Annotated in this window: 20 protein-coding genes, 1 pseudogene and 1 other annotated feature; of the genes and pseudogenes, 12 read left to right on the plus strand and 9 right to left on the minus strand. The window is 62.1% G+C overall.

Features of this window, described 5'->3' with window-relative positions:
- Nucleotides 1-172: 172 nt before the first annotated feature.
- Nucleotides 173-1,693, minus strand: coding sequence for a DUF1254 domain-containing protein (locus FQU74_RS00805; protein ID WP_146284444.1), 1,521 nt, complete (start codon nt 1,691-1,693; stop codon nt 173-175).
- An 82-nt stretch (nt 1,694-1,775) separates the two neighbouring features.
- Here FQU74_RS00805 and FQU74_RS00810 point away from each other — a divergent pair, with 82 nt between their 5' ends.
- Both FQU74_RS00810 and FQU74_RS00815 read left to right on the plus strand, forming a co-directional pair.
- Nucleotides 1,776-2,801, plus strand: a complete 1,026-nt coding sequence (locus tag FQU74_RS00810) for an AraC family transcriptional regulator (protein WP_146284446.1) — start codon at nt 1,776-1,778, stop codon at nt 2,799-2,801.
- 145 nt (nt 2,802-2,946) lie between these two features.
- Entirely contained in the window at nt 2,947-3,579 is a 633-nt protein-coding gene (locus tag FQU74_RS00815; protein ID WP_146284448.1) for a tyrosine-type recombinase/integrase, read from the plus strand.
- Between the two features lie 134 nt (nt 3,580-3,713).
- On the opposite strand, the gene FQU74_RS00820 is transcribed toward FQU74_RS00815, so the two are convergent.
- Nucleotides 3,714-4,292 (minus strand): hypothetical protein, encoded by a 579-nt coding sequence (locus FQU74_RS00820; RefSeq protein WP_146284450.1) that lies wholly within the window; start codon nt 4,290-4,292, stop codon nt 3,714-3,716.
- 22 nt (nt 4,293-4,314) lie between these two features.
- A pseudogene (locus tag FQU74_RS00825) lies at nt 4,315-5,144 on the minus strand (IS3 family transposase); the annotation flags it as partial.
- Nucleotides 4,711-4,863, minus strand: a sequence feature (AL1L pseudoknot). It overlaps the preceding pseudogene by 153 nt.
- A gap of 287 nt (nt 5,145-5,431) precedes the next feature.
- Here FQU74_RS00825 and FQU74_RS00830 point away from each other — a divergent pair.
- The 6 genes from FQU74_RS00830 to FQU74_RS00855 all read left to right on the plus strand — a co-directional run bounded on the left by FQU74_RS00830 (nt 5,432) and on the right by FQU74_RS00855 (nt 12,623).
- Complete coding sequence (locus FQU74_RS00830) at nt 5,432-6,622, plus strand: prolyl oligopeptidase family serine peptidase (RefSeq protein WP_158635494.1); 1,191 nt, start codon at nt 5,432-5,434, stop codon at nt 6,620-6,622.
- 504 nt (nt 6,623-7,126) lie between these two features.
- A complete protein-coding gene (locus tag FQU74_RS00835; protein WP_146284454.1) occupies nt 7,127-8,434 on the plus strand; it encodes an FAD-dependent monooxygenase in 1,308 nt (435 codons plus the stop codon).
- Nucleotides 8,435-8,461: 27 nt separating this feature from the next.
- Complete coding sequence (locus tag FQU74_RS00840) at nt 8,462-9,523, plus strand: amidohydrolase family protein (RefSeq protein WP_146284456.1); 1,062 nt, start codon at nt 8,462-8,464, stop codon at nt 9,521-9,523.
- Nucleotides 9,524-9,720: 197 nt separating this feature from the next.
- Nucleotides 9,721-10,749: a TRAP transporter substrate-binding protein DctP gene (dctP, locus tag FQU74_RS00845; protein WP_146284458.1), complete on the plus strand. Its 1,029-nt coding sequence runs from the start codon at nt 9,721-9,723 to the stop codon at nt 10,747-10,749.
- 60 nt (nt 10,750-10,809) lie between these two features.
- Nucleotides 10,810-11,325: a TRAP transporter small permease gene (locus FQU74_RS00850; protein WP_146284459.1), complete on the plus strand. Its 516-nt coding sequence runs from the start codon at nt 10,810-10,812 to the stop codon at nt 11,323-11,325.
- Nucleotides 11,322-12,623, plus strand: a complete 1,302-nt coding sequence (locus FQU74_RS00855) for a TRAP transporter large permease (protein ID WP_146284461.1) — start codon at nt 11,322-11,324, stop codon at nt 12,621-12,623. Before FQU74_RS00850 ends, FQU74_RS00855 begins: the two co-directional genes overlap by 4 nt.
- A 158-nt stretch (nt 12,624-12,781) precedes the next feature.
- On the opposite strand, the gene FQU74_RS00860 is transcribed toward FQU74_RS00855, so the two are convergent.
- From FQU74_RS00860 to FQU74_RS00880, 5 genes are read right to left on the minus strand one after another with little or no spacing between them, the layout of a single operon-like run.
- The gene (locus tag FQU74_RS00860; protein WP_146284463.1) at nt 12,782-13,564 is read right to left on the minus strand and encodes an HpcH/HpaI aldolase family protein; all 783 of its coding nucleotides are present in this window, start codon (nt 13,562-13,564) and stop codon (nt 12,782-12,784) included.
- 7 nt (nt 13,565-13,571) lie between these two features.
- Nucleotides 13,572-14,372, minus strand: coding sequence for a 2-oxo-hept-4-ene-1,7-dioate hydratase (gene hpaH / locus FQU74_RS00865; protein ID WP_146284465.1), 801 nt, complete (start codon nt 14,370-14,372; stop codon nt 13,572-13,574).
- A complete protein-coding gene (locus FQU74_RS00870) occupies nt 14,369-15,223 on the minus strand; it encodes a fumarylacetoacetate hydrolase family protein (protein WP_146284467.1) in 855 nt (284 codons plus the stop codon). Before FQU74_RS00870 ends, hpaH begins: the two co-directional genes overlap by 4 nt.
- On the minus strand, nt 15,220-16,695 hold the full coding sequence (locus FQU74_RS00875) for an NAD-dependent succinate-semialdehyde dehydrogenase (protein ID WP_146284469.1): 1,476 nt from the start codon (nt 16,693-16,695) through the stop codon (nt 15,220-15,222). Before FQU74_RS00875 ends, FQU74_RS00870 begins: the two co-directional genes overlap by 4 nt.
- Nucleotides 16,696-16,748: 53 nt before the next feature.
- Nucleotides 16,749-17,987 carry a DUF3500 domain-containing protein gene (locus FQU74_RS00880; protein WP_206664977.1) on the minus strand — a complete coding sequence of 413 codons (1,239 nt, stop codon included), beginning with the start codon at nt 17,985-17,987 and terminating at the stop codon, nt 16,749-16,751.
- A gap of 204 nt (nt 17,988-18,191) precedes the next feature.
- Here FQU74_RS00880 and FQU74_RS00885 point away from each other — a divergent pair, with 204 nt between their 5' ends.
- The 3 genes from FQU74_RS00885 (at nt 18,192) to hpaD (ending at nt 20,847) form a co-directional block, all read left to right on the plus strand.
- Entirely contained in the window at nt 18,192-18,902 is a 711-nt protein-coding gene (locus FQU74_RS00885; RefSeq protein WP_146284471.1) for a GntR family transcriptional regulator, read from the plus strand.
- Nucleotides 18,886-19,692, plus strand: coding sequence for an IclR family transcriptional regulator (locus tag FQU74_RS00890; RefSeq protein ID WP_158635495.1), 807 nt, complete (start codon nt 18,886-18,888; stop codon nt 19,690-19,692). The genes FQU74_RS00885 and FQU74_RS00890 overlap by 17 nt, the downstream gene beginning before the upstream one ends.
- Nucleotides 19,693-19,845: 153 nt before the next feature.
- The gene (gene hpaD, locus FQU74_RS00895) at nt 19,846-20,847 is read left to right on the plus strand and encodes a 3,4-dihydroxyphenylacetate 2,3-dioxygenase (protein WP_146284474.1); all 1,002 of its coding nucleotides are present in this window, start codon (nt 19,846-19,848) and stop codon (nt 20,845-20,847) included.
- Nucleotides 20,848-20,939: 92 nt separating this feature from the next.
- Here hpaD and FQU74_RS00900 read toward each other — a convergent pair whose 3' ends face one another.
- Entirely contained in the window at nt 20,940-21,329 is a 390-nt protein-coding gene (locus FQU74_RS00900; RefSeq protein ID WP_158635496.1) for a 5-carboxymethyl-2-hydroxymuconate isomerase, read from the minus strand.
- A 231-nt stretch (nt 21,330-21,560) separates the two neighbouring features.
- On the opposite strand from FQU74_RS00900, the gene FQU74_RS00905 reads away from it, so the two are divergent.
- Complete coding sequence (locus tag FQU74_RS00905) at nt 21,561-22,292, plus strand: dienelactone hydrolase family protein (RefSeq protein ID WP_146284478.1); 732 nt, start codon at nt 21,561-21,563, stop codon at nt 22,290-22,292.
- The last annotated feature ends 5 nt before the right edge of the window (nt 22,293-22,297 follow it).

Below are 22,297 nucleotides of genomic sequence, written 5' to 3' on the forward strand. Positions count from 1 at the left end.
GTTCGGCGGGGTCCTTTAGGCGCTCGCGAAGCGCTACTGCCGTTTCTCGTCCACGAGCCCTTCGATCGAACCGGATTTCCTCGTGTTCGCGGCTGCGATCAGCTTGGCAGAACGGGGCGGACGGCCCATAGCGGACGATCGTTCCCCTTGAGGTAAGTGGATACTCAGCCCACTATTTCACTATCGTGATCTCGCCCGGGCGCCAGCTCTTGTCGAACCAAGGCTCCAGCGGACCGTAGAGCCTCAACAACGTGAACCAGCCCTTGCCGGGGATCGTCTGGACCCAGTTGCTTTCCTTGCCCTCGGGTGCTGTGGGGCCGAAGTAGATGTCGACCGAGCCGTCGGCATTCACCTGCAGGTCCGTGTCCTGGCTCGACACGCTTGGTCGCACTTGGTCGGTCTGCAGCATCGAGCGGGTCTGCACATCATAGACGATCACGGACCAGAAGTCCTTGACCGGCACATCCTTGGGCAGGGTCAGCCGATAGGTCTTGCCTCCGTCAAACGGATTGCCGTCCGCATCAAGCGCAGTCCAAGGATACTGCGATCCTTGGCCGACCATCTTCGCTTCCATCGCGGGTGTGACGCCAGTGGCGAACATGTAGTAGAAGACCGCGCCGTCGAGGTTGGACACGCCGGGCTGCGACTGGAAGCTGTAGCCGCCGAAGAACGGCAGTCTCCAGCTGCTCTTGCTGTCCGGGTAGAAGAACGGGTCCCGCCCCCGGATGTCCAGTGCCAGAGCGCGTGCGGTCACCGCACCGATGTTCGCCGCATCCGTCAGGATCGCCTCCATGCGTTCATCCGGCGCGAAGGGCTTTCCCTTCTCGATCCCGATCGAGGCGAAGAGGCCGAGCGTGGTCGGGTCCGACCCCTCGGGCGGCTCTTCCTGGATCACCGTGTTCAGGAGTTCCCAGAACGAGTAATCCGTCGGCATCACGAAGTTCGACGGGATGCCCGAGGCATTGACCAGCGTGGCCGGCGTCGGGTTGTCCTTTTCGGCAAGCGGATAGATCTTGAGATGGTCCTTGACACCTTGCACGCCCGGTTCGGTCTTGCCGTCCACAAGGAAGGCCCGGAAGAAGGTCCAGAGCCCATAGGTGGCCGGCCGCACCACGGTGTAGCCGTCAGGCACATCGCCAGTGTAGCCCGGAGGCAGGATAAGGTACTTTCCGCCTGCGCCCTTGTCGGCCCCCGTGATGCCTACATCAGCCACCCACCTGTACCAGAAATCGTTGAACGATCCCAGCACCTTGGGCGGAATCTCGATGACCATCGGGCCGTTCTTGGTATCCAGCCAGATGAAGTTGTAGATCGTGTTGTCGTTCGCGGTCAGCTCGACCGTGCGCGCATCGACAAGGTTTTCCCAGATCACGTTGGTCTTGTTGACCGGGCCGAACCTCAGCAGGCTGTCGCGCATTCCGGCCTGGTTCACGATCGGGATTGCCAGAAGGTAGGCCTGCAGGGCGCGCGAACGGTCAAGGTTGTCCCATACCGTCGCCTGGGTTTCTTCGGTCGGGAAGCCGTCGTTCAGCTTCAGGGTCCCGATGGACGTCTCGAGCGTGTCGGGCGTGGCAACGCCAGGCGCGATCTCGGTCGTCATCTTGTAGGTGTCGGCCTGCGCGGCCATCGCTGCAGCGGCCATTGCCACACCCAGCATCAATCTTGCCACAACGGCCAGTGTCGAAGTTTTCATTTTGCGGTCCCCCACGCTCGACTCACTGTCACCCGAACGTTAGTCGGTGTCAGGGAAGCGTCGTTGTGATTTGAGGACAGACATGACCAATGCGAACCTGCCGGCGGCCCGTCAGCGCGCTGCTTCGCTCTTGCTTTTGCCGGACCTGCTAGACGACTTCGGCACCAACCTCGCAGCGGTGCTTGACGGGACCGGGATAAAGGCAGACGACATCAGGCCGGATACCTTTGTTCCCTACTCAGCTTTTCTTTCGGTCCTCGACAATGCCAGTCGACTGACCGGGCGGGAAGACTTCGGTATTCTTTTGGGAAAGTGCCAGACACTGGCAGCGCTCGGCCCCCTTGGCGTGGTCCTGCGACGCGCCTCTACCTTGGGTGATGCGATCGGCGATTTTGCGGCCTTCCAGAGCCGCAACTCGACCGGAGGCGCCGTCTACCTGATGCGGTCGGATCGCGACGTCATTCTTGGCTATGGCGTCTATGACCACTCGGCCCGGGTTTCGCCTCAGATCTATGATCTTGTCCTTGCAGTCGGTAGCAATCTTGTCGCGGAACTGACAGGTGGGGCGGTGAAGCCCGAAGAAATTTTCGTGACGCGGTCCGCCCCGGTTGATCCGACGCCCTACCACCGGCTTGGACGCTGCCCGGTCCGTTTCGGCCAGATTCAGACGGGGCTAGTGTTGCGTTCGGCCTCTCTTGACCTTCCCCTGCCGGAGGCCGATCCGATCTTGCATGACCTTGCCCTGACACGGCTGCTTGAAGCGGCCGAAGGCCATCCGCTGTCGCTTGCCGACCATGTCCGGCACATGCTGCGCCCGGCGATGCTGATGGGTCGCGCCGGGATGACGACCGTTGCCGACCGTCTGGGATTACACCCACGCACCTTGCGCCGCCGTCTTCGGGACGAAGGGACCACGTTCGAAGTGATCAAGGATGATGTCCGCAAGGCGGCAGCGAAAGACCTTCTGAGGTTGGGCGACCTGAGCATTGCCGATATCGCTGCAACCCTTGACTACGCGACCGCCAGCGCTTTTGTGAACGCTTTCAGAAGGTGGCTAGGAACAACACCAGGGCTTTGGCGAGCGGCAGTTCGACTGAACGAGGCCTAACTTAGCGGCTGTCTAGCACGGGAACGAGTCTTGCACGAAGGGGCTGCTTTCCGCCCGGTGCCCCCACTCCTGGCCCGAAACGTGGTATCCTGTGGTCGTCGGCATGACTGAAGAAGGGTGGGCCCTGTGGACAGGAGGTATACTCATGCCCGCCGATTTTCTCCCCGCCCTTCGTCCTGCTCGCGTTGCCTGGAACAAGGGCCGCATCATCGGTCAGAAACGCCCGCTCCTGCCGCGGCACGTCTGGTCTATCCGGGTCCGCCTCGAGATGGCGGGCAACCCGCGCGACCTCGCGCTGTTCAACATGGCCGTGGACAGCAAGCTTCGCGGCTGCGACCTCGTCGCCCTGCGGGTCCGGGACGTGTTCGCCGCCGGACGGGTCAAGGAACGCGCCTCGATGATCCAGAGCAAGACGGGCAAGCCGGTCCGCTTCGAGATCACCGAAACCACCCGACTGTCGCTCGAAAGTTGGATCCGCGACCCCGAAATGATCGGGCTCGATTTCCTGTGGCCCAGCCGGATCCATGGCAGCCCGCATCTGTCCACGCGACAGTATGCGCGGATCGTCCGGGGTTGGGTGATGTCGCTGGGCCTCGAAACGAGCGCCTACGGCACGCATTCGATGCGGCGCACCAAGGTCGCGCAGATCTACAAGAAGACCGGCAACCTGCGCGCCGTCCAGTTGCTGCTGGGCCACACGAAGATGGACAGCACGGTGCGCTACCTCGGCGTCGACATCGAGGATGCGTTGGCCCTGTCGGAGGGGATCGACCTGTAACTGCCCCGCCGACCGTCGTGCCATGCGCGGGTCGGCCCAGAGCTGCCGTTCGTCAGCCAAGACTTTCTGCAAGGCAGCACGCTGCGAAACGGTCGTTCGCTTGATGCCGCAGGACAAACCATTGGCCTAGGTGTTCAGGTTCCGATGATGGATCTGACAAAGAGATCGAGAGTCCGTCCTGCCGGACGATGCGAGATCGACGCGCATCGATGGGCCAGATGCTGAACGATGTTCGCATCTTCATAGAGTTCGGTCTCGAACACTTCCAGGACCCCTATGGCCCGGCCGATGTCGTTGCCGTAGGCAGCTAGATCAACCTTCTGGTTCTGGAAGCCGGCAACCTTGGTCGCGAAAGGATAAGCGATATTCAATTCGAAAATTCGGTCATTCGCGCTGCGGACCAGGAAGGCCTGCCCGTAATGGGTATCGTTGCCGAAATTCGAGTCCGGGTTCTTGGCGCCGAGATCGATATAGGCATAACGGTAAGGATCGCTGATCGGCAGCAGGACCGTGCGCCCGCGAGGGAAGCTCTCGAGAAGCATGGGCTGGATGAGCTTGCCGTGCTCGACGACACGCCCGGACTTCGTGACGCCGATCACGAGAGGCGGCGTGCCGCGTACATTCGAGCGAACCTTGTTGATCATTTTCATGATCGGTCGATGGAGGCTTGCCGGCTCCCCAAAGATTCCCAGCGGCCCATCGACGAGAAACACCGTGTCCTCAAGGATCGCCCGGGTAGGCGTCGATGACGAATGCTACATAGACGAAGCCTCTCCATGTCGCGCCATAGGTGAAGTCTGACACCCAAAGCATGTTGGGCGCAGGCACGCGAAACTGACGGTTCACTTTGTCCAGCGGACACGGCGCCTTCTTGTCCGGGACCGTCGTGCGATGCGGCTTGCCCCGGATAATGCCTTGAATGCCTAGGTCATTCATCAATCTCGCGACGGTGCAGCGCGCGACATCGAAGCCCTCGCGGCCAAGCTGCCGCCAGATCTTCCGGACGCCGTAGACCCGCCAGTTCTCTTCGAAGACCCGAAGGATCTCGGGGCGCAGAGCCTCATCCCGGCGCACACGGTCCGACAGCCGCGCCGGGTCGGCCCGCTTGGCCAGATGTTTATAATAGGTTGACGGGGCAATCGGCAGCACACTGCAAATCGGCTCGACCCCGTGCGCATCCCGGAGCGCGTCGATGAAACCCACCATCACTTCGACCGGCGGTCGAGCATCTCTGGCAGCGCTCGAAGCGATGCCGCACTGCCTTCGATCATCGCAAAATACGCACTGGCCTTGCGCAGGATCTCGTTCGCCTGGCGCAGCTCGCGGTTCTCGCGTTCCAGCGCCTTCAACTTCACGGCCACCTCGGTCGGGATGCCCGCCCGTTTGCCGCTGTCCACCTCGGCCTTCTTCATCCATTTGTTCAGGGTATGGGCAGAACAGCCGATCTTCGCGGAAATCGACACGATCGCCTTCCAGCGCGAACCATGCTGACCCTCGTTGTCGAAGACCAGACGCACCGCGCGTTCACCCACTTCAGGGGAAAGCTTGTTCGTCGTCTTGCTCATGATGCTCCATCCTACTCAGGAGTTGGAGCCTCCGGCATAACCGGCGCGGTTCACCTTTCACACGCTCTTGCACACACTGCAATCCTGAACCGGCGCCGCACGGGCGATTTCCTTGCACAGCGAAGGAGGCGCGACGGAATCGCGGGCAAGCAACGTCTAAGTCGACATTGAACCTGCACCATCACCATCACAAGGAAGTCTCAATGCTGCGCATATCCGCCCTTGCCCTGTTCCTTATGGCATCTTCAGCCATTGCCCAGACGGCGCCACCGGATGCAGGGCCGAAGATGAACTCGACAGTTTTCTACGATGCATCGATCACATCGGTCACGGCCGTCACCGAAGTCTTTGGTGACAGCCAGAATGTCACGGCTGCGATCGTAGAACTGGCAGCACCTGTCAAGGCTGGAAGCCTGCCGGCAACAAGTTTCATCGTTGACGACCGTACTGTCACGGCGGTCAAGGTCGCAGCTCGCGCCGATGTTTCCGCGCCGGAAGCGGATGGACGATTTGTCATACTTGCGCTTGATCCCGCCGATGAGGCTTCGGTCGTCTTCGGCGCAAATATAGATAGAAGCGTGGCGGTTGCCGTCCATATGACCGGGCCGATCTCGGCCGAGGGCGTGACACTGGAACCGGGCGCCAAAGGTGTTCTGTCGACGCGGGTGCAGAACCTAATCGTTGACGACTTCCAGACTTTCCGCTTCACCGATCCGGAAAGCGGACTTCAGCTCGACTACAACCTTTATATCCCCGAAGGTTACGATCCGGCAAAAAGCTATCCGCTGGTCATGTTCCTGCATGACGCCGGGGTGACCGGATCAAATCCGCGTCGGACCCTGCAACAAGGGCTTGGTGCCGTGTCCTTTGCAAGCCCCGAAGACCAGGCCCGGCATCCTTCCTTCGTCCTTGCCCCGCAGATTCCTGCGGCGCTGGTCAATGATGCGGCGCAGGTTTCGCCCTATGTCGAGATGTTGCCGAGACTGCTGACAGCCTTGCAGCAAGAGTATTCCATCGACGCAAACCGCCTCTATACGACCGGTCAGTCGGGTGGCTGCATGACATCGCTTGCCCTCGGGATCAGGCATCCCGATCTCTTTGCCGCGACACTCTGTGTGGCCGGGCAGTGGGACCCAGCCATCGAAGCCCCGCCGACGGGCGCGTTCTGGGGCGTCGTGTCTGAGGATGATGCCAAGGCATTCCCCGGCATGGGCGCGATCATGGACGCTGTTGAGGCAAGCGGCAAGCGGGTCGTTCGCGGCACGCTGGACGCCAAGGCTGACCCGTCGGAAATGGCTGCGGCGGTTGCTGAAATCCGTGCAGGAGCAGGCGAGGCTGAGGTCTATTTTACGCCATTTGTGGCGGGTTCGGTCCTGTTGAATGGTCAAGGCGGCGGTGGAGCGGGTCATGTCCGCACTTGGATCTACGCCTATGACATCCCGGCGATCAGAGACTGGTTGTTCGAACAAAGCCGTTGATTGGCCTTTCACCAGTCCTGCAGATGTTGCCATTCAAGCCTGTCGCGGGGCACGAGCGGCGATACTGACCAAAAACATACGGCGGCCCGGAGCGATAACCGGCCGCCGTACTGTCGTTCATCAAGGCAGGCATTATCGCGTCGGTGCCCAGGATCTGATGTCCGCAATGTGATGCTGCATCAACCGAGGCGGCTGGTTTGGTGGGGTCGCGTGGAATGTCGACGAGATGGGCATGATCGCGGTACCCATCAAGTCGAAGGTGTTTACCCTCAATACGGCGCCACGCGATGCCTCTGGGTTCGATCTGGCCCTTGCGATTACCCTTGGCTCTTACGCTGCCGCCCTGCCTTGCCGCCCCCTTCCGCAATATGAACATTCACGGGAAATGTCGTGGCGCAGCGACGGATGTTGCGGTCAGTGTCGTTCCCATGGATCAGGCCGCGCCTTGCCGCGGCGACAGGATGGCCAAAGGCGTGGGCCGCGGTCAGCACGGAGGAATGAGAAATGCTCGATATCGCCATCATCGGCGCTGGCCCCGGCGGGCTGGCTACGGCGCTGAGGCTGCATCAGAAGGGCTTTCGCCCCAAGATCTATGAAGCCGTGCCCGACCTGAAGCCACTGGGTGTCGGCATCGACATCAAGGTATATGGCACAAAGGAAGTGACCGAACTTGGCCTGCTGGACGAATTCCGCAAGATCTCGGTCGAGGCGAAAACGTCAATCTTCTATACGGGTTACGGGCAAGAGATCTTTTCTGAAAAGTGCGGAAAGCACATCGGCTATGATCACGAGCAGCGCTTTGTGCATCGCGGGACATTCCAGTTCATGCTGCTGGATGCGGTGAACGAACGACTGGGCACTGATGCCATCACCTATGGCGCGCGGTTGTCACGGTTCGAGCAGGACGAGACCGGCGTGACGCTCTATTTCGAGGATGCAGAGGGCGTGCCCGCAACCGTGCGCCACGATATCGTCATCGGGGTCGATGGCGTTCACTCGGCCGTCCGCAAGCAACTTGTTCCGACCAGCACGCGTACACATTACTCGGGCGTTGCGATGTGGCGCGGCGTGACCGTCATGCCGCCCTTCCGCGACGGCGGGTCGATCCTGCATATCGGCGATCCGGGCCGTCAGGGCAGCCTCATCGTCTATCCGATTGCCAATGACGTTGATGGTCAGGGTAATCAGCTGATCAACTGGGTTTGCGAACAATACGGTAAGCCCAAGGGCCTTGAGGACTGGAATGTGCGCATCCAACCCGACGAAATCGCGCATGTTTTCGACGATGTGAAGCTCGATTTCCTCGATGTGGGCGAGATGATCCGCTCTGCGCGTGAGGTCTATATCTATCCGCTGATCGACAATGATCCGCTTGAGCAATGGTCGTTCGGGCGTGTGACCCTGCTGGGTGATGCAGCCCATGCGATGTATCCGCGGGGCGGCAATGGCGTCTGTCAGGCTCTGGTCGACTCTCGCGTCATCGCAGAAAAACTAGCCGAGATTGCGGATCCGGTCGAGGCGCTGGAAGCCTATGAGGCCGCGCGGCGCGAGAGCGTCAACCGGCTGGTCATCGCCAATCGGGGCGAGGGCCCCGAGGTGATCCGCCGCCTTGTCGAGGAACGCTCGGGCGGCAAGCCCTTCGACAATATCGACGACGTCATTCCGCGCGCCGAGGTCGAGGCGCTGTTCATGGAATATCACCGCATGGCCGGCATGAAGCGGCCCGACGACCAGAAAGAGCCGGGTGCCTTCAAGCCCGTGTTCACCGAGGAAACGATGCAGCGCGTGGCGGCAAAGGCCGACATCCGCTAACCATTTGAAGTCGAGGAAAACAAAGCAATGGCGACCCAACCCAAACGACGCGTGATCGACGCCAACATGCACTGGCTGCCCGATACGCTGTTCACCGATGACGACCTGCGTGAAAAGATGATGCGCTGCATTCCGCGGCAGAACAATATCCACGTCAGCATGACGCCGATCGAAGGCAAGAACCTTCGTCAGATCATCATCGAAGAGCCGAAGGGCTACGTGAACATCAACTACGCCGAGGGCCAGTACTCGATCGAGAGCCAGCTTGAGGATATGGACAAGGCTGGCATCGACCATGCTGTGTTCCGTATCCCCGTCTGGCAGGAATGGCTGGATCTCGAGGCGTCCAAGCGCATCAATGATGGTCTGGCCGACTACGTCGCGCGCAGCAACGGACGGTTTACCGCACTGGCCGTTTGCCCGCCGTGGGGCGACAAGACGATGATCGCCGAGGTCGAGCGCTGCATCGACCAACTGGGCTTCAAGGGTGTCCAGATGGCGTGCAAATACGGCGACATCTTCCTCGATGACGAGGCGTTCTACCCGTATTTCGAGTTCATCAACGACCGCAAGGTCCCGGTTGTGGTTCACCATACCCCGCTTCCGGTGGACTATGGCTCGATCCTCAGCTTCAACAACCAGCGCCGCCAGTATGGCCGATGCATCGCGCAGGGCACCGCTGTCGGGCGCGAACTGTTCTCGGGCATGTTCGACCGGTTCCCGAACCTGCGTCTCAGCCATTCGATGCTGGGGGGCGGCTTCTTCGCCTTTGTCGACATGCTGGTTCCCAAGCCGCGCCATGCCTATGGCGATGCGGTGGACCGGTTTGACACCGCCAATTCCAACCTGCGCGACAAACTGAAGAACAACCTGTTCTTCGATATTTCGGGGCCGCCGCAATGGGGCAAGAAGCAGCTTGAGTGCGCGGTAGAGGTGCTGGGCGAGGATAACATCCTCTACGGCGCGTCCTATCCGATCCGGAAGGACTGGTTCTTCGACGGCGTGCCCACGGTCGAGGCGCTGGATATCAGCGAAACCGCCAAGGAAAAGATTTTCCACGGCAATGCCGAGAAGTTTTTCGGGATCTGATTGCAGAAGAGCGCGCATGCACGAGGCCGGCCCCCCCCAGGGCCGGCCTTCGCCGTTCTTATGGGCAAGCGGTGTGGCCTTTCTTGCATTCCGCATTGTGAAAGTTATCGTCGCCCGTCCTTGGAGTGCCGGGCCAAAGCGACCAGCATGACAGGCGGAGAGCGGCCTTGCCCTGGGTCGCAAATAGGGAGGTCTCCATGAACACATTCGGCAAACTGATTGCCACATCGGTCCTCGCCCTCGCACCTTCCGTGCTGACGGCCGAAACCAACCTGATCTTCAACGCGTTCCTGCCGCCGCATGACGAGCTCCGCCAGAATGCGATCGAGAACTTCGCCAAGGCGATCGAGAAGGAAACCAACGGGTCGGTAACCGTGACCATACCGGACACCACGCTGGCTCCCTCGGACCGCCAGTATGAAATGGTGCGTGACGGCATCGCCGACATGGCGCTGGCCTCTTCCGGCACGGTGCGCCAGATGGTTGCGCTGAACCAGATCGCGGACCTTCCGCTGAACTCGCCCTCGTCGCGCGCGGCATCGATCGCATTGTGGGAAACGTACCAGAAGTATTTCGCCCCGATTGGCGAGTTCAAGGGCGTTCACGTGCTGGCCACCACGGTGCTGCCGGGCCGACAGGTGCTCTCTGTGTCTGACAAGACAGTGGACAGTGTCGATGCGTTTGCGGGCGTCAAGCTCTGGTCGCCGCCCGGACGTCTGACAGGGGTCGCAAAGGCCCTGGGTGCCGTGCCAGTCAACTCCGAGTTCACCGACCTGTTCGAATACGTCTCGAAAGGCACGGTCGATGCCGTGATCATGACGCCTGGCTCGGCCGATGGCGCGCGCATCCTCGACAATGTGAAAAGCATCACCAATGTGCCGGGTGGCCTTGGCTCTCTCTCCTTCTCGGTTTTCATCGCGCAGGAACGCTGGGATAGCCTGACGGATGAGGAGCGCGCCGCCATCACCCGCGCCGCGCAGGCAATCCCGGCCGCTGCCGGTGCTGCCGCCGATCATGAGGAGGCCGAGCTCGCCCCCAAAATCGCAAGCATCCCCACCCATGTCTTCGAGGGCGACGAACTGGCAAAGCTGAACGATCGCCTTGCCCGCAGCATCGAGGATTGGAAAGCCTCGGCGAAAGAGCGCGGTATCGAGAACCCGGACGAGGTTCTGGCCTTCTACCGTTCTGTGCTGGAGCGCGAGCTTGCCGCGCAACCGGCGAACTGAGATCCCCGATCCCTCGGCCCCGCGTCGATGCGGGGCCGGTCACGAACAGGTGGAACCTGAATGATCAAGAAACTGAACCGCACGCTCGAGATCGCGTGCATGACCGTGGCGGGCCTTGCTATTTGCCTGATGGCGCTGGTCGCCTTTCTGGACAGCATCGGGCGCAAGCTCGGTCTTCCCCTTCCCGGCGGAAACGAGATCGTCTCTCATTTGCTGATGCTGTTCTTCTTTGCCTCGATTCCGCTGGTGATCAAGGCGGATGCACATATCCGGGTGGGATTGTTTACCGACTTCTACAGCCCCCTGCTTCAGCGTATCGAGCGCTTTGTGACCCAGATCATCGAGATCGTCGCGATGCTGGTGTTTTCCTGGATGATCTACGATCAGGCCGGGCGGCTTTTCCGCTTTGAAACCACCACCGTTTACTTCGAGATGGCGGTTGCACCTTGGGTCTATGCAGCCTTCGGCTTCACGCTGATCGCCTGCTGGTTTGCCGTCCAGACGCTGTTTGGGCCCCAATCGCAAGAACCATTGGCCCAGGAAGCGCCGGGTGCTCTTGCTGCGAAGGATAAATGATGCTCAGCCTCGTGATCTTTGGAACACTGATCTTCCTGATCGGCTTTACCCGGTTTCCGCTTGGGCTAGCCATGTTGGTAACCGGCGCGGCAGGTATCTCGGTGCTGCACCCGCGCGGTATTTCGGCGGCACTGGCCGTTTCGGAACAGCAGGTGATGAACCTGGCCTTCAACTATCAGTTCTCGGTCCTTCCGCTGTTCATCCTGATGGGCGTGTTCATCGTGCGTGCGGGCATGGCAAATGACCTGTTCACGATGGCAAAGCGCTGGATGGGGCATCTGCCTGGTGGTGTGGGTGTTGCGACGATCGTGGCGTGCGGCGGTTTTGCCGCCATGTGTGCCTCGTCGGCCGCGGCTGCAGCAACGATGGCCAAGATCGCCATTCCTGAGCTGGAAAAGGCCAAGTACAATCCGGGCTTTGCGGCGGGTTCGGTCGCGGCGGGCGGCACGATGGGTATTCTGATCCCGCCGTCCGGCGCGCTGATCATCTATGGCCTTCTCACCGAGACGAGTGTGGGCGAGCTGTTCGTCGCGGGCATCATCCCTGGCCTGTTACAGGTGCTGGTCTATGTGGTCGTGATGATCCTTGTTGCCCGTTTCCTGCCACACTGGGCACCCAAGGGACCGAGCTACACCATGGCCGAGCGCGTGCAGTCCATCGGACCGATCTGGGGTGTGGTGGTGCTGTTTCTGCTGATCATGGTTGGCCTCTCGCGTGGTTGGTTCACGGCAACCGAGGCTGGCGGCATCGGTGCCGGCGGTGCCTTCCTCTTCGTCGTCATCCGCCGCAAGCTGACCTGGGAGGTGTTCACAAGCAGCCTGATCGAGACCGCACGCATCTCGACCATGATCTTCATCGTCGCGGCAGGGGCGATGGTGCTGAACCAGTTCATCAACCTGTCGGGCATCTCCGGCCGTGCGATCGAGTTCATCCAGTCGCTCAACATGGCGCCGATGATGGTCGTGCTGATGCTTGTGCTGTTCTACCTGATGCTCGGCTGCCTGATGGACGGTTTCGCGATGATCTTCCTGACGGTGCCGATCATCGCACCGATCATCGCGGGATTGGGATACGATCTGGTCTGGTGGGCGATCGTCACCGTTGTCGTTGTCGAGATCAGCATGATCACGCCTCCAGTCGGGCTGAACGTGTTCGTTTTGCGCGCGATGCTCCCCAAGGTGCCGGTGATGCAGATCTTCAAAGGTGTGACCCCCTTTATCATCTCGGACTTTCTGCGCGTGGCGCTGATCCTCACCTTTCCGGCCCTTGCGCTTTGGCTGCCGGCCTTCGTGAAGTAACGCATTCATTCAGTAAAGGATGCCCGGCCTTGGTGGCCGGGCATTCGTCATTCGTGGAGGTCGTCCGAGTTTCGCTCAAGGGCTGCCCCGGATGAAAACGCAGACGCCCGCCCGAATTGAACCGGGCGGGCGTCATGGGGTGCAAAAGGGGGTGTGTGTCAGATGGTTGGCTTCTTGGTCGCGACTTCCGCCGCAAGTCTGCGCATCGCCCCAGCAAAGATCGTTACATCGATGCCGACGCCGAGGAAGTTCGCCCCTGCCGTGCGGCAGTCGTCGATATACGCCGGATCGGTGACGAGAACGCCTGCGGCCTTGCCGGCCTCCCGGATACGGCGCAGGCCGCCCAAGACCGCAGTCTTCACCGCGTGATGCGCGGCCTGACCCAGATGCCCCATGTCAGCCGCAAGGTCCGAGGGGCCGATGAAAACGCCGTCTACGCCCTCAACCCCAAGGATGTCATCCAGTGCAGCCATGCCCGCCACGGTCTCGACCTGAACGATAAGGCAGATCTGTTCATTGGCGGTCGTCAGATAATCGGGGATCGCGGCAAAACGCGACGCCCGCGCAAGTGCGGAGCCAACGCCACGGAACCCCTGGGGGGCGTAGCGGGTGGCACGCACCAGCTCGCGGGCTTGTTCGGCGGATTCGACCATCGGAACAAGGATTGTCTGCGCGCCGATATCAAGCACCTGCTTGATCTTTGCTGCATCGCCATCGGGCAGCCGCACGACCGCAGCCGAGGGGCTGGGCTCGACCACAGCCAGTTGTGCCATGATCGAGCGGATGTCGTTGGGCGCATGTTCGCCGTCAATGAGCAGCCAGTCAAAGCCCGCAGTCGCCGCGATCTGCGCCATGTAGGGGTCGGCCATGCCCAGCCAGCAGCCGTGCAGGACCTCGCCCTTTGCGAGCCGTGATTTCAGATGGTTGTGCGGTGCGGGCATCAGTTCCTCATGCAAATGTTGTCGTCACTGTTCCAAATGGCCCGAAGTCAGCGACGAACCGGCTGCCGGACGGGGCTTCGACCGGTCGTATGAACGATCCCGACAATACCACGTCCCCGGCCGACAGACCCTGCCCGAACTGGGCAAGCCGATGGACCAGCCACAGGATGCCCGTGACAGGGTCATCCAGCACTCCCGCACCAAGGCCGGTCTCCTCGACAATGCCATCGCGTTTGACGATGGCGCCGACCCATCGCAGGTCATGCTCGCCAATGGCATGGCGCGCCTGTCCCAGCACAAGCCCCGCGTTGGCGGCATTGTCCGAAATGGTGTCGGTGACCTTGCGCAGCGCCTTTGTCACAGGGTCTCCCCGCAGGATGCGGGTGTCGAGGATCTCAAGGCTGGGCGCGACCCAATCTGTTGCGGCAATGACATCCTCGCGGGTGACGTTGACCCCGGCCAGATCGGCGCCCATGTGAAAGGCGATCTCCGCCTCGATCCTCGGCTGGATGAAGCGCCCGGCGGGAACCGTACCACCATCTTCAAACAGCATGTCGTCGAAGATCACGCCCGAATCCGGTGTTTCGATCTGAAGGGCCTCCTGCATCGCGCGCGAGGTCAGACCGATCTTCCAGCCGACGATCCGTGCCCCTGCCGCGCGCTTCAGCTCCACAAGTGCAGCCTGCACGGCATAGGCATCGTCAAGTGTTATACCCGGATGGGCAAGGCTCAGCAGCCCGATCTGGCGGCGGGTCCGTTCGGCTTCGAAAAGGGCACGCGCTGCGGTGTCAATGTCAAGCGGGGTCATTCGTCGCACACTCCGTTCTGCAAGGTGCCTATTCCTTCGACGGTGATCTCAACCTCGTCGCCCGGGCGTAGCCAGATCGGTGGATCAAATCTGGCGCCGGCGCCGGTCGGGGTGCCAGTCACGATGATATCGCCGGGCTCCAGCCGGCAGAAGGTTGAGATATAGGCGATCTGGCGGGCCACCGGATGCAGCATCCGCCCCGTCCGGTCTGACTGGCGCAACTCGCCGTTCACACGCGTTTCAATCCGTACATCGAGGATCTGCGCGGGGTCGGTAAAGGGCACCATCCAGGGGCCCATCGCACCCGAGCGGTCCCAGTTCTTGCCCTGTGTCACGTTGAACTTGCCATGTCGCAGCCAGTCGCGGATCGTACCTTCATTGCAGATCGTGAGCCCAGCGATATGGTCAAGCGCCTCGGCCTCGGTGATGCGGCGTCCGGGGCGACCAATGATCACCGCGATCTCGCCTTCGTAATCCAGTTGCTCGCTTTCGGGCGGGCGCACCAGCGGGGCGCCATGGCCGACGAACCCCTGGGCAAAGCGGGGAAACAGGCTCATGTAGCCAGCGTTTTGCGCGCCGTCGCGGTATTCTTCGTTCCGGTCAGGGAAGTTCACGCCCACGCACAGGATCTTGCCGGGATTGGGCACGGGTGGGTCCAGGCGGTATTGACCATCCGGATGCGTCACGGGCAGGTCGGCGCCCGCCTCTCCGACCTCGGCCAGATGCCCCGCGGCGATCACGTCACGCAGGGATGCGTAGTCAGGGAACAGTGCTGACAGCGCCACCACGCCTCCGCTTTTGGCAAGGCCCCACATCTGTCCCTGTTCGGTCGTAAAGGTCACGAAATTCATGCGATGCCCCCAAGGCAGAGGTATTTGAGTTCGAGATAGTCGTCGAGCCCGTGGCGAGAGCCCTCTCGGCCCAGACCCGAGAGCTTGACCCCGCCAAAGGGCGCTTCGGCCGTGCTGACAAGCCCGGTATTCACGCCGACGATGCCGTATTCCAGCGCCTCGGACACACGCCAGACGCGCGAGAGGTCGCGCGAGAAAAGGTATGAGGCGAGTCCAAATTCTGTGTCATTGGCCGCGGCGACCACCTCGCCCTCTGTTTCAAACCGAAAGAGCGGCGCGACCGGGCCAAAGGTTTCTTCGCGGGCGATGGCCATATCGGCGGTAACGCCGGTCAGGACCGTGGGCTGAAAGAAGGTGCCGCCCAGTTTGTGCGGGTAACCACCCAAGGCCAGACGCGCGCCACGATCCGTTGCGTCCGTGATATGGGCGGAAACCTTGTCCACGGCCGCGCGGTCAATGAGCGGTCCGAAGGCGACGCCCGGGGAGAACCCGTCGCCCGTCTGCATTCCGGCAAGACGGTCGCAAAGGCGCGCGGCAAAGGCGTCGTGGATGCCGGCCTGAACATAGATGCGGTTGGCGCAGACGCAGGTCTGCCCGTTGTTGCGGAACTTGGCAATGATGCAACCCTCGACCGCTGCATCGAGATCGGCGTCATCAAAGACGATGAAGGGCGCATTGCCGCCCAGCTCCAGGCCCAGTTTCTTGATGGTAGGGGCGCATTGGGCATACAGCTCGGCCCCCACCTCGGTCGACCCAGTGAAGCTCAGTTTGCGGATCTGCGGGCTCTGCGTCAGCACGGCGCCAAGGCGTCGGGCCGAGCCGGTCAGCACCGAGAGCAGTCCCGCAGGCAAGCCCGCCCGTTCGGCGAGAACCGCCAGCGCGATGGCCGAGAACGGGGTTTGGGAGGCGGGTTTCAGGACGATGGCGCAACCTGCGGCCAGCGCCGGGCCCACCTTGCGCGTTACCATCGCATTGGGAAAATTCCAGGGCGTGATCGCGGCGACAACGCCGATGGGCTGCTTCATGACGAGGATGCGCTTGTCCGGTGCATGGCCCGGAACGATGTCCCCATAGGCGCGGCGCGCCTCTTCGGCGAACCATTCGATGAAGCTGGCACCGTAGGTGATTTCCCCGCGCGCCTCTGGCAGGGGTTTGCCCTGTTCGGCGGTCAGGATGGCGGCAAGGTCCTCCTGATGTTGCAGGATCAGGTCGTACCAGCGCCGCAGGATCGTGGCTCGGTCGCGTGCTGTGCGGCCCGCCCATACCTTTTGGGCCGCCGACGCCGCAGCGATTGCCGCCTCGGCATCGGCTTCGGTCAGCGCGGGGACATGGCCGATGACCTCGCCATTCGCAGGGTTGGTTACGGCCAGGTCGTCGGATGTGGCTGCAAGCCAGCGGGGGCCGACAAGGGCCGCCTGCCGCAGGAGTGAGGGGTCATCCAGCCGCGCAGCGAGGGATGGGGGAGTGGTCATCGGCATCCGTATTGTGTTCCGCAACTGGAGTGGAGAGGGCGCAAGCGGGCCTCTTATCCCGCCTGACTCGCGCGCCATTGGGCCAGCAGTGCCTTGCCGTAGTCATTGCCATTGGGCAGGCGCGAGATGACATGGATATGGAACTTTGCCGGCTCCGTATTGCCAAGCCACATGCCAGAGTGGTGGTCGAACTCCAGCATCACGACCGGGCTGTGGATGTGGAAATAGAAGGGGTCGTTGTCGCCGTGCCCCCCGATCCAGCTGAACCAGGTCCGGTCGAGATGGGCGGCAATTTGCGCCATGCGCGCCGCGCGTGGGCCATCGGGCCAGTGTTCGTAGAAGGTCTCGCACAGATCCAGCAGCGCCGCGCGTTGGCTGGCGTCCAACTCGGCCACGCAGACCCCTTCGACCGGCACAATACGATTGTCCTGGAACGCCCCGCCCAGATGGCGCTGATCGGCAAAGTTGAAGCGCCATTCCGGCATGGCCGGGTCTTCCATCAGCTTGAAGATCGTGGCCCGCGCCTGCAGTTTAGGCGGCAGTGACTGCATCAGCGCCAGCCCCTTGCGTTCTTCGGCCTTGAACATCGCAAAGCACTCGCCGCTTTTCAGGGCGATGTCATTCGGCTCGGTCCCCATGAAGGTGGGCGAAATCACCATCTGGCGCCCGATGATCAGGCAATTGAACCCGATGTGATGGCCATAGAAGTTGAAGCCCCAGGGCGTAGAGGTGGAGGGCGCGCCATAGATCAGAACATGGTAGGACCATTCGTTCATGACGTTGGTCAGATCATAAAGCTCACCCAGAAACAGGTTCGCCTTCATCAGCTGCCGGATCTTCTCATACCCCCGCGATGACGTGCAGGCAGCGATCAGTTGCATGAAGGCATCACGGGCGGCATCCGTCATCGTTTCCAGCCGGACACCTTCGGTATTGAAGACCAATTCAGGATTGTACCATCCGCGCCATTGTGGGGCATCGATATCGTGGCACACACGCGCGCGCTGATCGTCGTCAAGGCAGGCAAGAAATGCCAGTGCTGCGTCAACGGCTGGCGACGGGTCGAAGCCCTCGTCGGCAAGCTGGTATAGCCCTTCCTCTACCTGCCCGTCATGCGTGACGCCGACATAGGGCGCATCCTGCAGGGCTTTCCAGGCAGCCTTCAGCGCAATTGCACGCTCTGTCGCCAGGACCGGCGCCGAATAGGTGACAGGATCGAGACCATGCGAGTTCGCAATACGCGGTGTGCTCATCGGCAGGATGAACTGTCGGTAGTCGGCGCTGGTCATCATTGATCCTCCTCTGTCGGTGGCACGGTTTCATGATGGAGCCCGCGTCTGCAAGGATGGCCCGGCCGGATTGTTCACATCGCGGAAAGCGGTATTCGGACCGATCACCTGATCTGACATTGTGATAAAAAATATATTTTGCAAAGAAAATACTTTTTATTTAGAGATGACGGCGGAGGAACCTGCGGCACGAATCGGAGGAGCTTGATGGCAGCCGCCAGTCGGACCGCACAGGTCTATGAATCGCTCAAGGAAGAGCTATTGAACGGGCGTCATGCGCCGCGATCAAAGCTGGCAATTGATGCGCTGGCCATGCGCTTTTCGGTCTCGGTTGGCGCGGTGCGCGAGGCCCTGTCGCGGCTGACCTCGGACCGCCTGGTCGAGGCAGTTCCGCAGCGCGGCTTCGTGGTGGCGGCGGTGTCACGGGCAGATCTCATCGATCTGACGGGGGTGCGGATCGAAATCGAGACACGGTGCCTGCGCCAGTCGATCGAGCGCGGTTCGGTCGCCTGGGAGGGGCGGCTGATCTCGACCTGGCATCAGTTGTCACATGTCGCGGCCTCGCCCCTTGGGCGAATGCATCCGGACTGGGCACGCCTGCACGCACAGTTCCACGATGATCTGGTCTCGGCCTGCGAAAGCCCCTGGTGGCTGCGCCTGCGCGAGTCTCTTTACATGCAGGCCGAGCGGTATCGGCGGATGATCCTGCCCGGTGCGCAGGCCAGGCGCGATATTCATGCCGAACACCGGCAGATCGTGGAAAGCACACTTGCACGCGACGCCGACCGGGCCGTGGCGGCGCTGGCGGAACACATGCAGAAGACCACTGATGATCTGTTGGAGGCGGGTCTGGGTGGTCTGGAACAACAAGAGGCGCGCACGACCGCGCGGGAGGAACATCATGGCAAGAACGGCTGAAGGCGGTAGCATCCGCAGCGAAACCTCGGGAACGCAGTGTATCCATCGGTCATTCGCAGTGGTGCGGATGCTGGCAAGCGGATCTGCCGAGGGTGAAAAACTGGTGGATATTGCCGCGACACTCAACCTGTCGCATCCGACGGCGCATCGGATCCTCAAGGCGCTTGAAACCGAGGGGATCGTGGAACGCGCCCGCGGCTCGCGACGCTACCAATTGGGCAGCGAGGCGGCCTGGCTCGGGCTTGCGGCCTTCAACCGCTTTCCAATCACGCGTCTGGCAAGCCCCGTGCTTGACCGGTTGGTTGAGACCGTCGGGGATTCAGTATTCCTGTCGGTCCCCTCCCACAATGACTCAGTCTACGCTGATCGCCGCTTTGGCGCCTATCCGGTTCAGGCGCGTCGCGTTGCGGTGGGTGCGCGCCGTCCGCTTGGCGTATCTGTCGCCGGGCGCACGATCATGGCTTACATGAAGCCCGAACGGCTGGAAGCGGTTCTGCGCGAGAACGCCGACCGCTATGGCGACTGGCGCTGCACGGAATCCCAGATCCTCTGCGGGGCAGAGGGCGCCCGCGAGCAGGGCTTTCTCTGTTCCGACAGTGTGGTGAACAGCGAACGGCGGGTGCTGGCGGTGCCTGTGCGCGACATCGTGGGCCATCCCGTCGCCGCGATCAGCGTGATCGCTGCGCGGCCACGGCTTGGTGGAGAGCGCATCTCGCGCCTTGTGCCGCTCCTGCGCGAGGCCGCGCGCGACATCAGCACCGCATTGCATCGGCAAGCCATCCCGGGCTGACGCCAAATGGCCCCGGTGGGTGCCTGTCCGCGATATGAACAAAAGCCGCCTCCCGCGTTGTCCGCGACACTCCAAGGCGCAAAGCTTGATCAGGCGAAGCAAGGGGCCGCAGCCCCGGGGCGGCAAGGAGGCCGCCCGCCATTGGAGGACCGAATGAAACTTCCCGCACCCATCCTGACACCCCCGTTCAACATCACGCGGGCAAGCCATGTCGTGTTGACCGTCGCTGATCTTGACGCATCGAAGGCCTTCTACACCGATCTTGTGGGTCTGGTGGTCACAGCCGAAGACAGCGAGGCCGTCTATCTGCGTGGCCGTGAAGAAAGCTGCCATCACAGTCTGGTTCTGCGCAAGGGTGCGACCCCAGAATGCCAGCGCATCGGCCTGCGCGTGCTGACCGATGATGACATCCTGAAGGCCAAGGATTATTTCGACAGCATCGGCACCGAGGCCCGGATCGTGGATGTGCCCTATCAGGGCAAGACGCTGCATTTCAACGATGCCATCGGTATGCCGGTAGAGTTGACCGCATCCATGCCGGCCCAGCCGCGGCTGTTCATGTCCTACGACCGTTATCACGGCGCCTCGGCGCAGCGGCTGGATCACTGGCAGATCCAGGCCCAGGACGTACGGCGCGCCTTCAACTTCTGGCATCCGCTGGGGTTCCGTGCCTCGGAATACACCTATTCGATCGACGACGGGGGCGAGAACCTCTGGGGTGTCTGGCTTCAGCGCAAGGGCAACCCGCATGACCTGGTGTTTACCAATGGTCCGGGGCCGCGGCTGCACCATTTCGCCTATCTGCTGCGCGACGCCCACGACCTCGTCCATGCCTGTGACGTTGCGGGCGCGATGGGGCTGGGCCGCCGGCTTGAGCGTGGTCCGGGCCGTCACGGCATCTCGGGTGCGATGTTCATCTACTTCCGCGACCCTGACGGGCACCGGATCGAGCTGTTCAACACCCATTACCAGACAATCGACCTTGAAGACCCGATCGGTTGGGACCTGCAGGACCCGCGCCGCGCCGACCAATGGGGTCTGCCCGCGCAGGCCAAGTGGTTCAACGAGGCGACCACTTTCGCCGGCTCGCCGCCCGCTCTGCCGGATCTGAAGTCGGAACTGCCAACGCTGGAGCGGTTCCTCGGCATGGTCTGAGCGGCCCAGTCCAGGCAGAGGAGAGAAAGGCCCCCGGAGCGTTCCGGGGGCCTTTTTCTCTGGTCGGGCGGCCGGTGAAGATCATGATCGCATCATCCCTTCTTCATATGTGCGTGGATGGAGTTGGTCTTCCACGACCCCTCCGGGTCTGCCTCATCGACATAGAAGGTTATGCCAAGCCCGCGCTGCGCGCTGATCGCGGCGAAATGTGCGACCACCAGTTCATAGGTTGCGCCAAAAAATGCGCGACGCACGTCGAGCGGCCGTCCCGCACCGATGCGGCACACCACATTGACGAAGGCATGATCCGGATTTCCGTCAGCAATGACATAGTCATGGACGGGCAGCGCACGGATGCGCACCCCGCCAAGCGGGAACACATCCGGCGCGCTGCGAAACTGGGCCGCGATCTTGTCCAACAATTCGCGGATTCGGCCATCGGGCTCGAGATTGTCGGAATACTCGACGATGCAATGGGGCACGGGAAGTCCTTGTTCTGGCAGTTGGGGGCAGGGTGGCCCGATTTGATCAGGGCCACCCGCCGCCCACATCGCAAGTGCATCGCGCCGGGTTGTTCACCATGTGAAATGCGCGACGCTCCGTGGCCGATCCACGAGGCAGTTTTCGCTATGTGAACAAATGCATCGCCTCGCCTTGCCGGGGGAGGCGCTTGCCGGAACAGTCGGATCCATGGGTCTTGCACCCGACTTGATATGGAGCTGACGGCAGGAATGGTAACGGTACGCGATCTGGCCTACAGCCACGACGGATGCGAGATGCGGGGGCTGTTCCATGTGCCCCACGGTGCCAGCAATCTTCCGGGAGTGCTGGTCGTGCATGGCGCGCACGGGCTTGGCGATTTCATTCGCGCATCCTCGGAACGCCTTGCGCGCGAAGGCTATGCCGTACTGGCGGTGGACATGTGGGGCGGACGCAAACTTCTGACCGATCCCGCCCTGATCGGCCCGCAGCTTGGGGCCTTTGTGCAGGACCGCGGGATGTGGATGGGCCGACTTGCGGCCGCGCAGGCCGCCCTTGCCACACAGCCGGAGACCGACGCCGCGCGCATCGGGGCGATCGGCTACTGTTTCGGCGGCGCCTCGGTTCTGGAGATGCTGCGCACGGGGGCGGCGCTCGCGGGGGTCGTCAGCCTGCATGGCGGTCTGGATGTCGTCGGCGACGACTGGGCGGGCGCGCAGCCCGGCGAGGCCCTGATCTGCACCGGCGCCGACGATCCGCTGGCCAGCCCGACCGATCTTGCCCGGATCACCGCCGGTATGGGCCGCGCCGCCCTTGACTGGCAGGCCGATGTCTATGGCGGCACCCTGCACGGCTTTACCGAACCCGACGCACCGGGCCGACCACCCTTTGCCCGCTACAACGCCCGGGCGGATCGGCGGTCCTGGGCGGCCACAGTGGGCTTTCTGGCCGAAGTACTTTGCTGAACTGA

This window comes from Gemmobacter aquaticus (assembly GCF_007859075.1).
Lineage (GTDB): Bacteria > Pseudomonadota > Alphaproteobacteria > Rhodobacterales > Rhodobacteraceae > Gemmobacter > Gemmobacter aquaticus.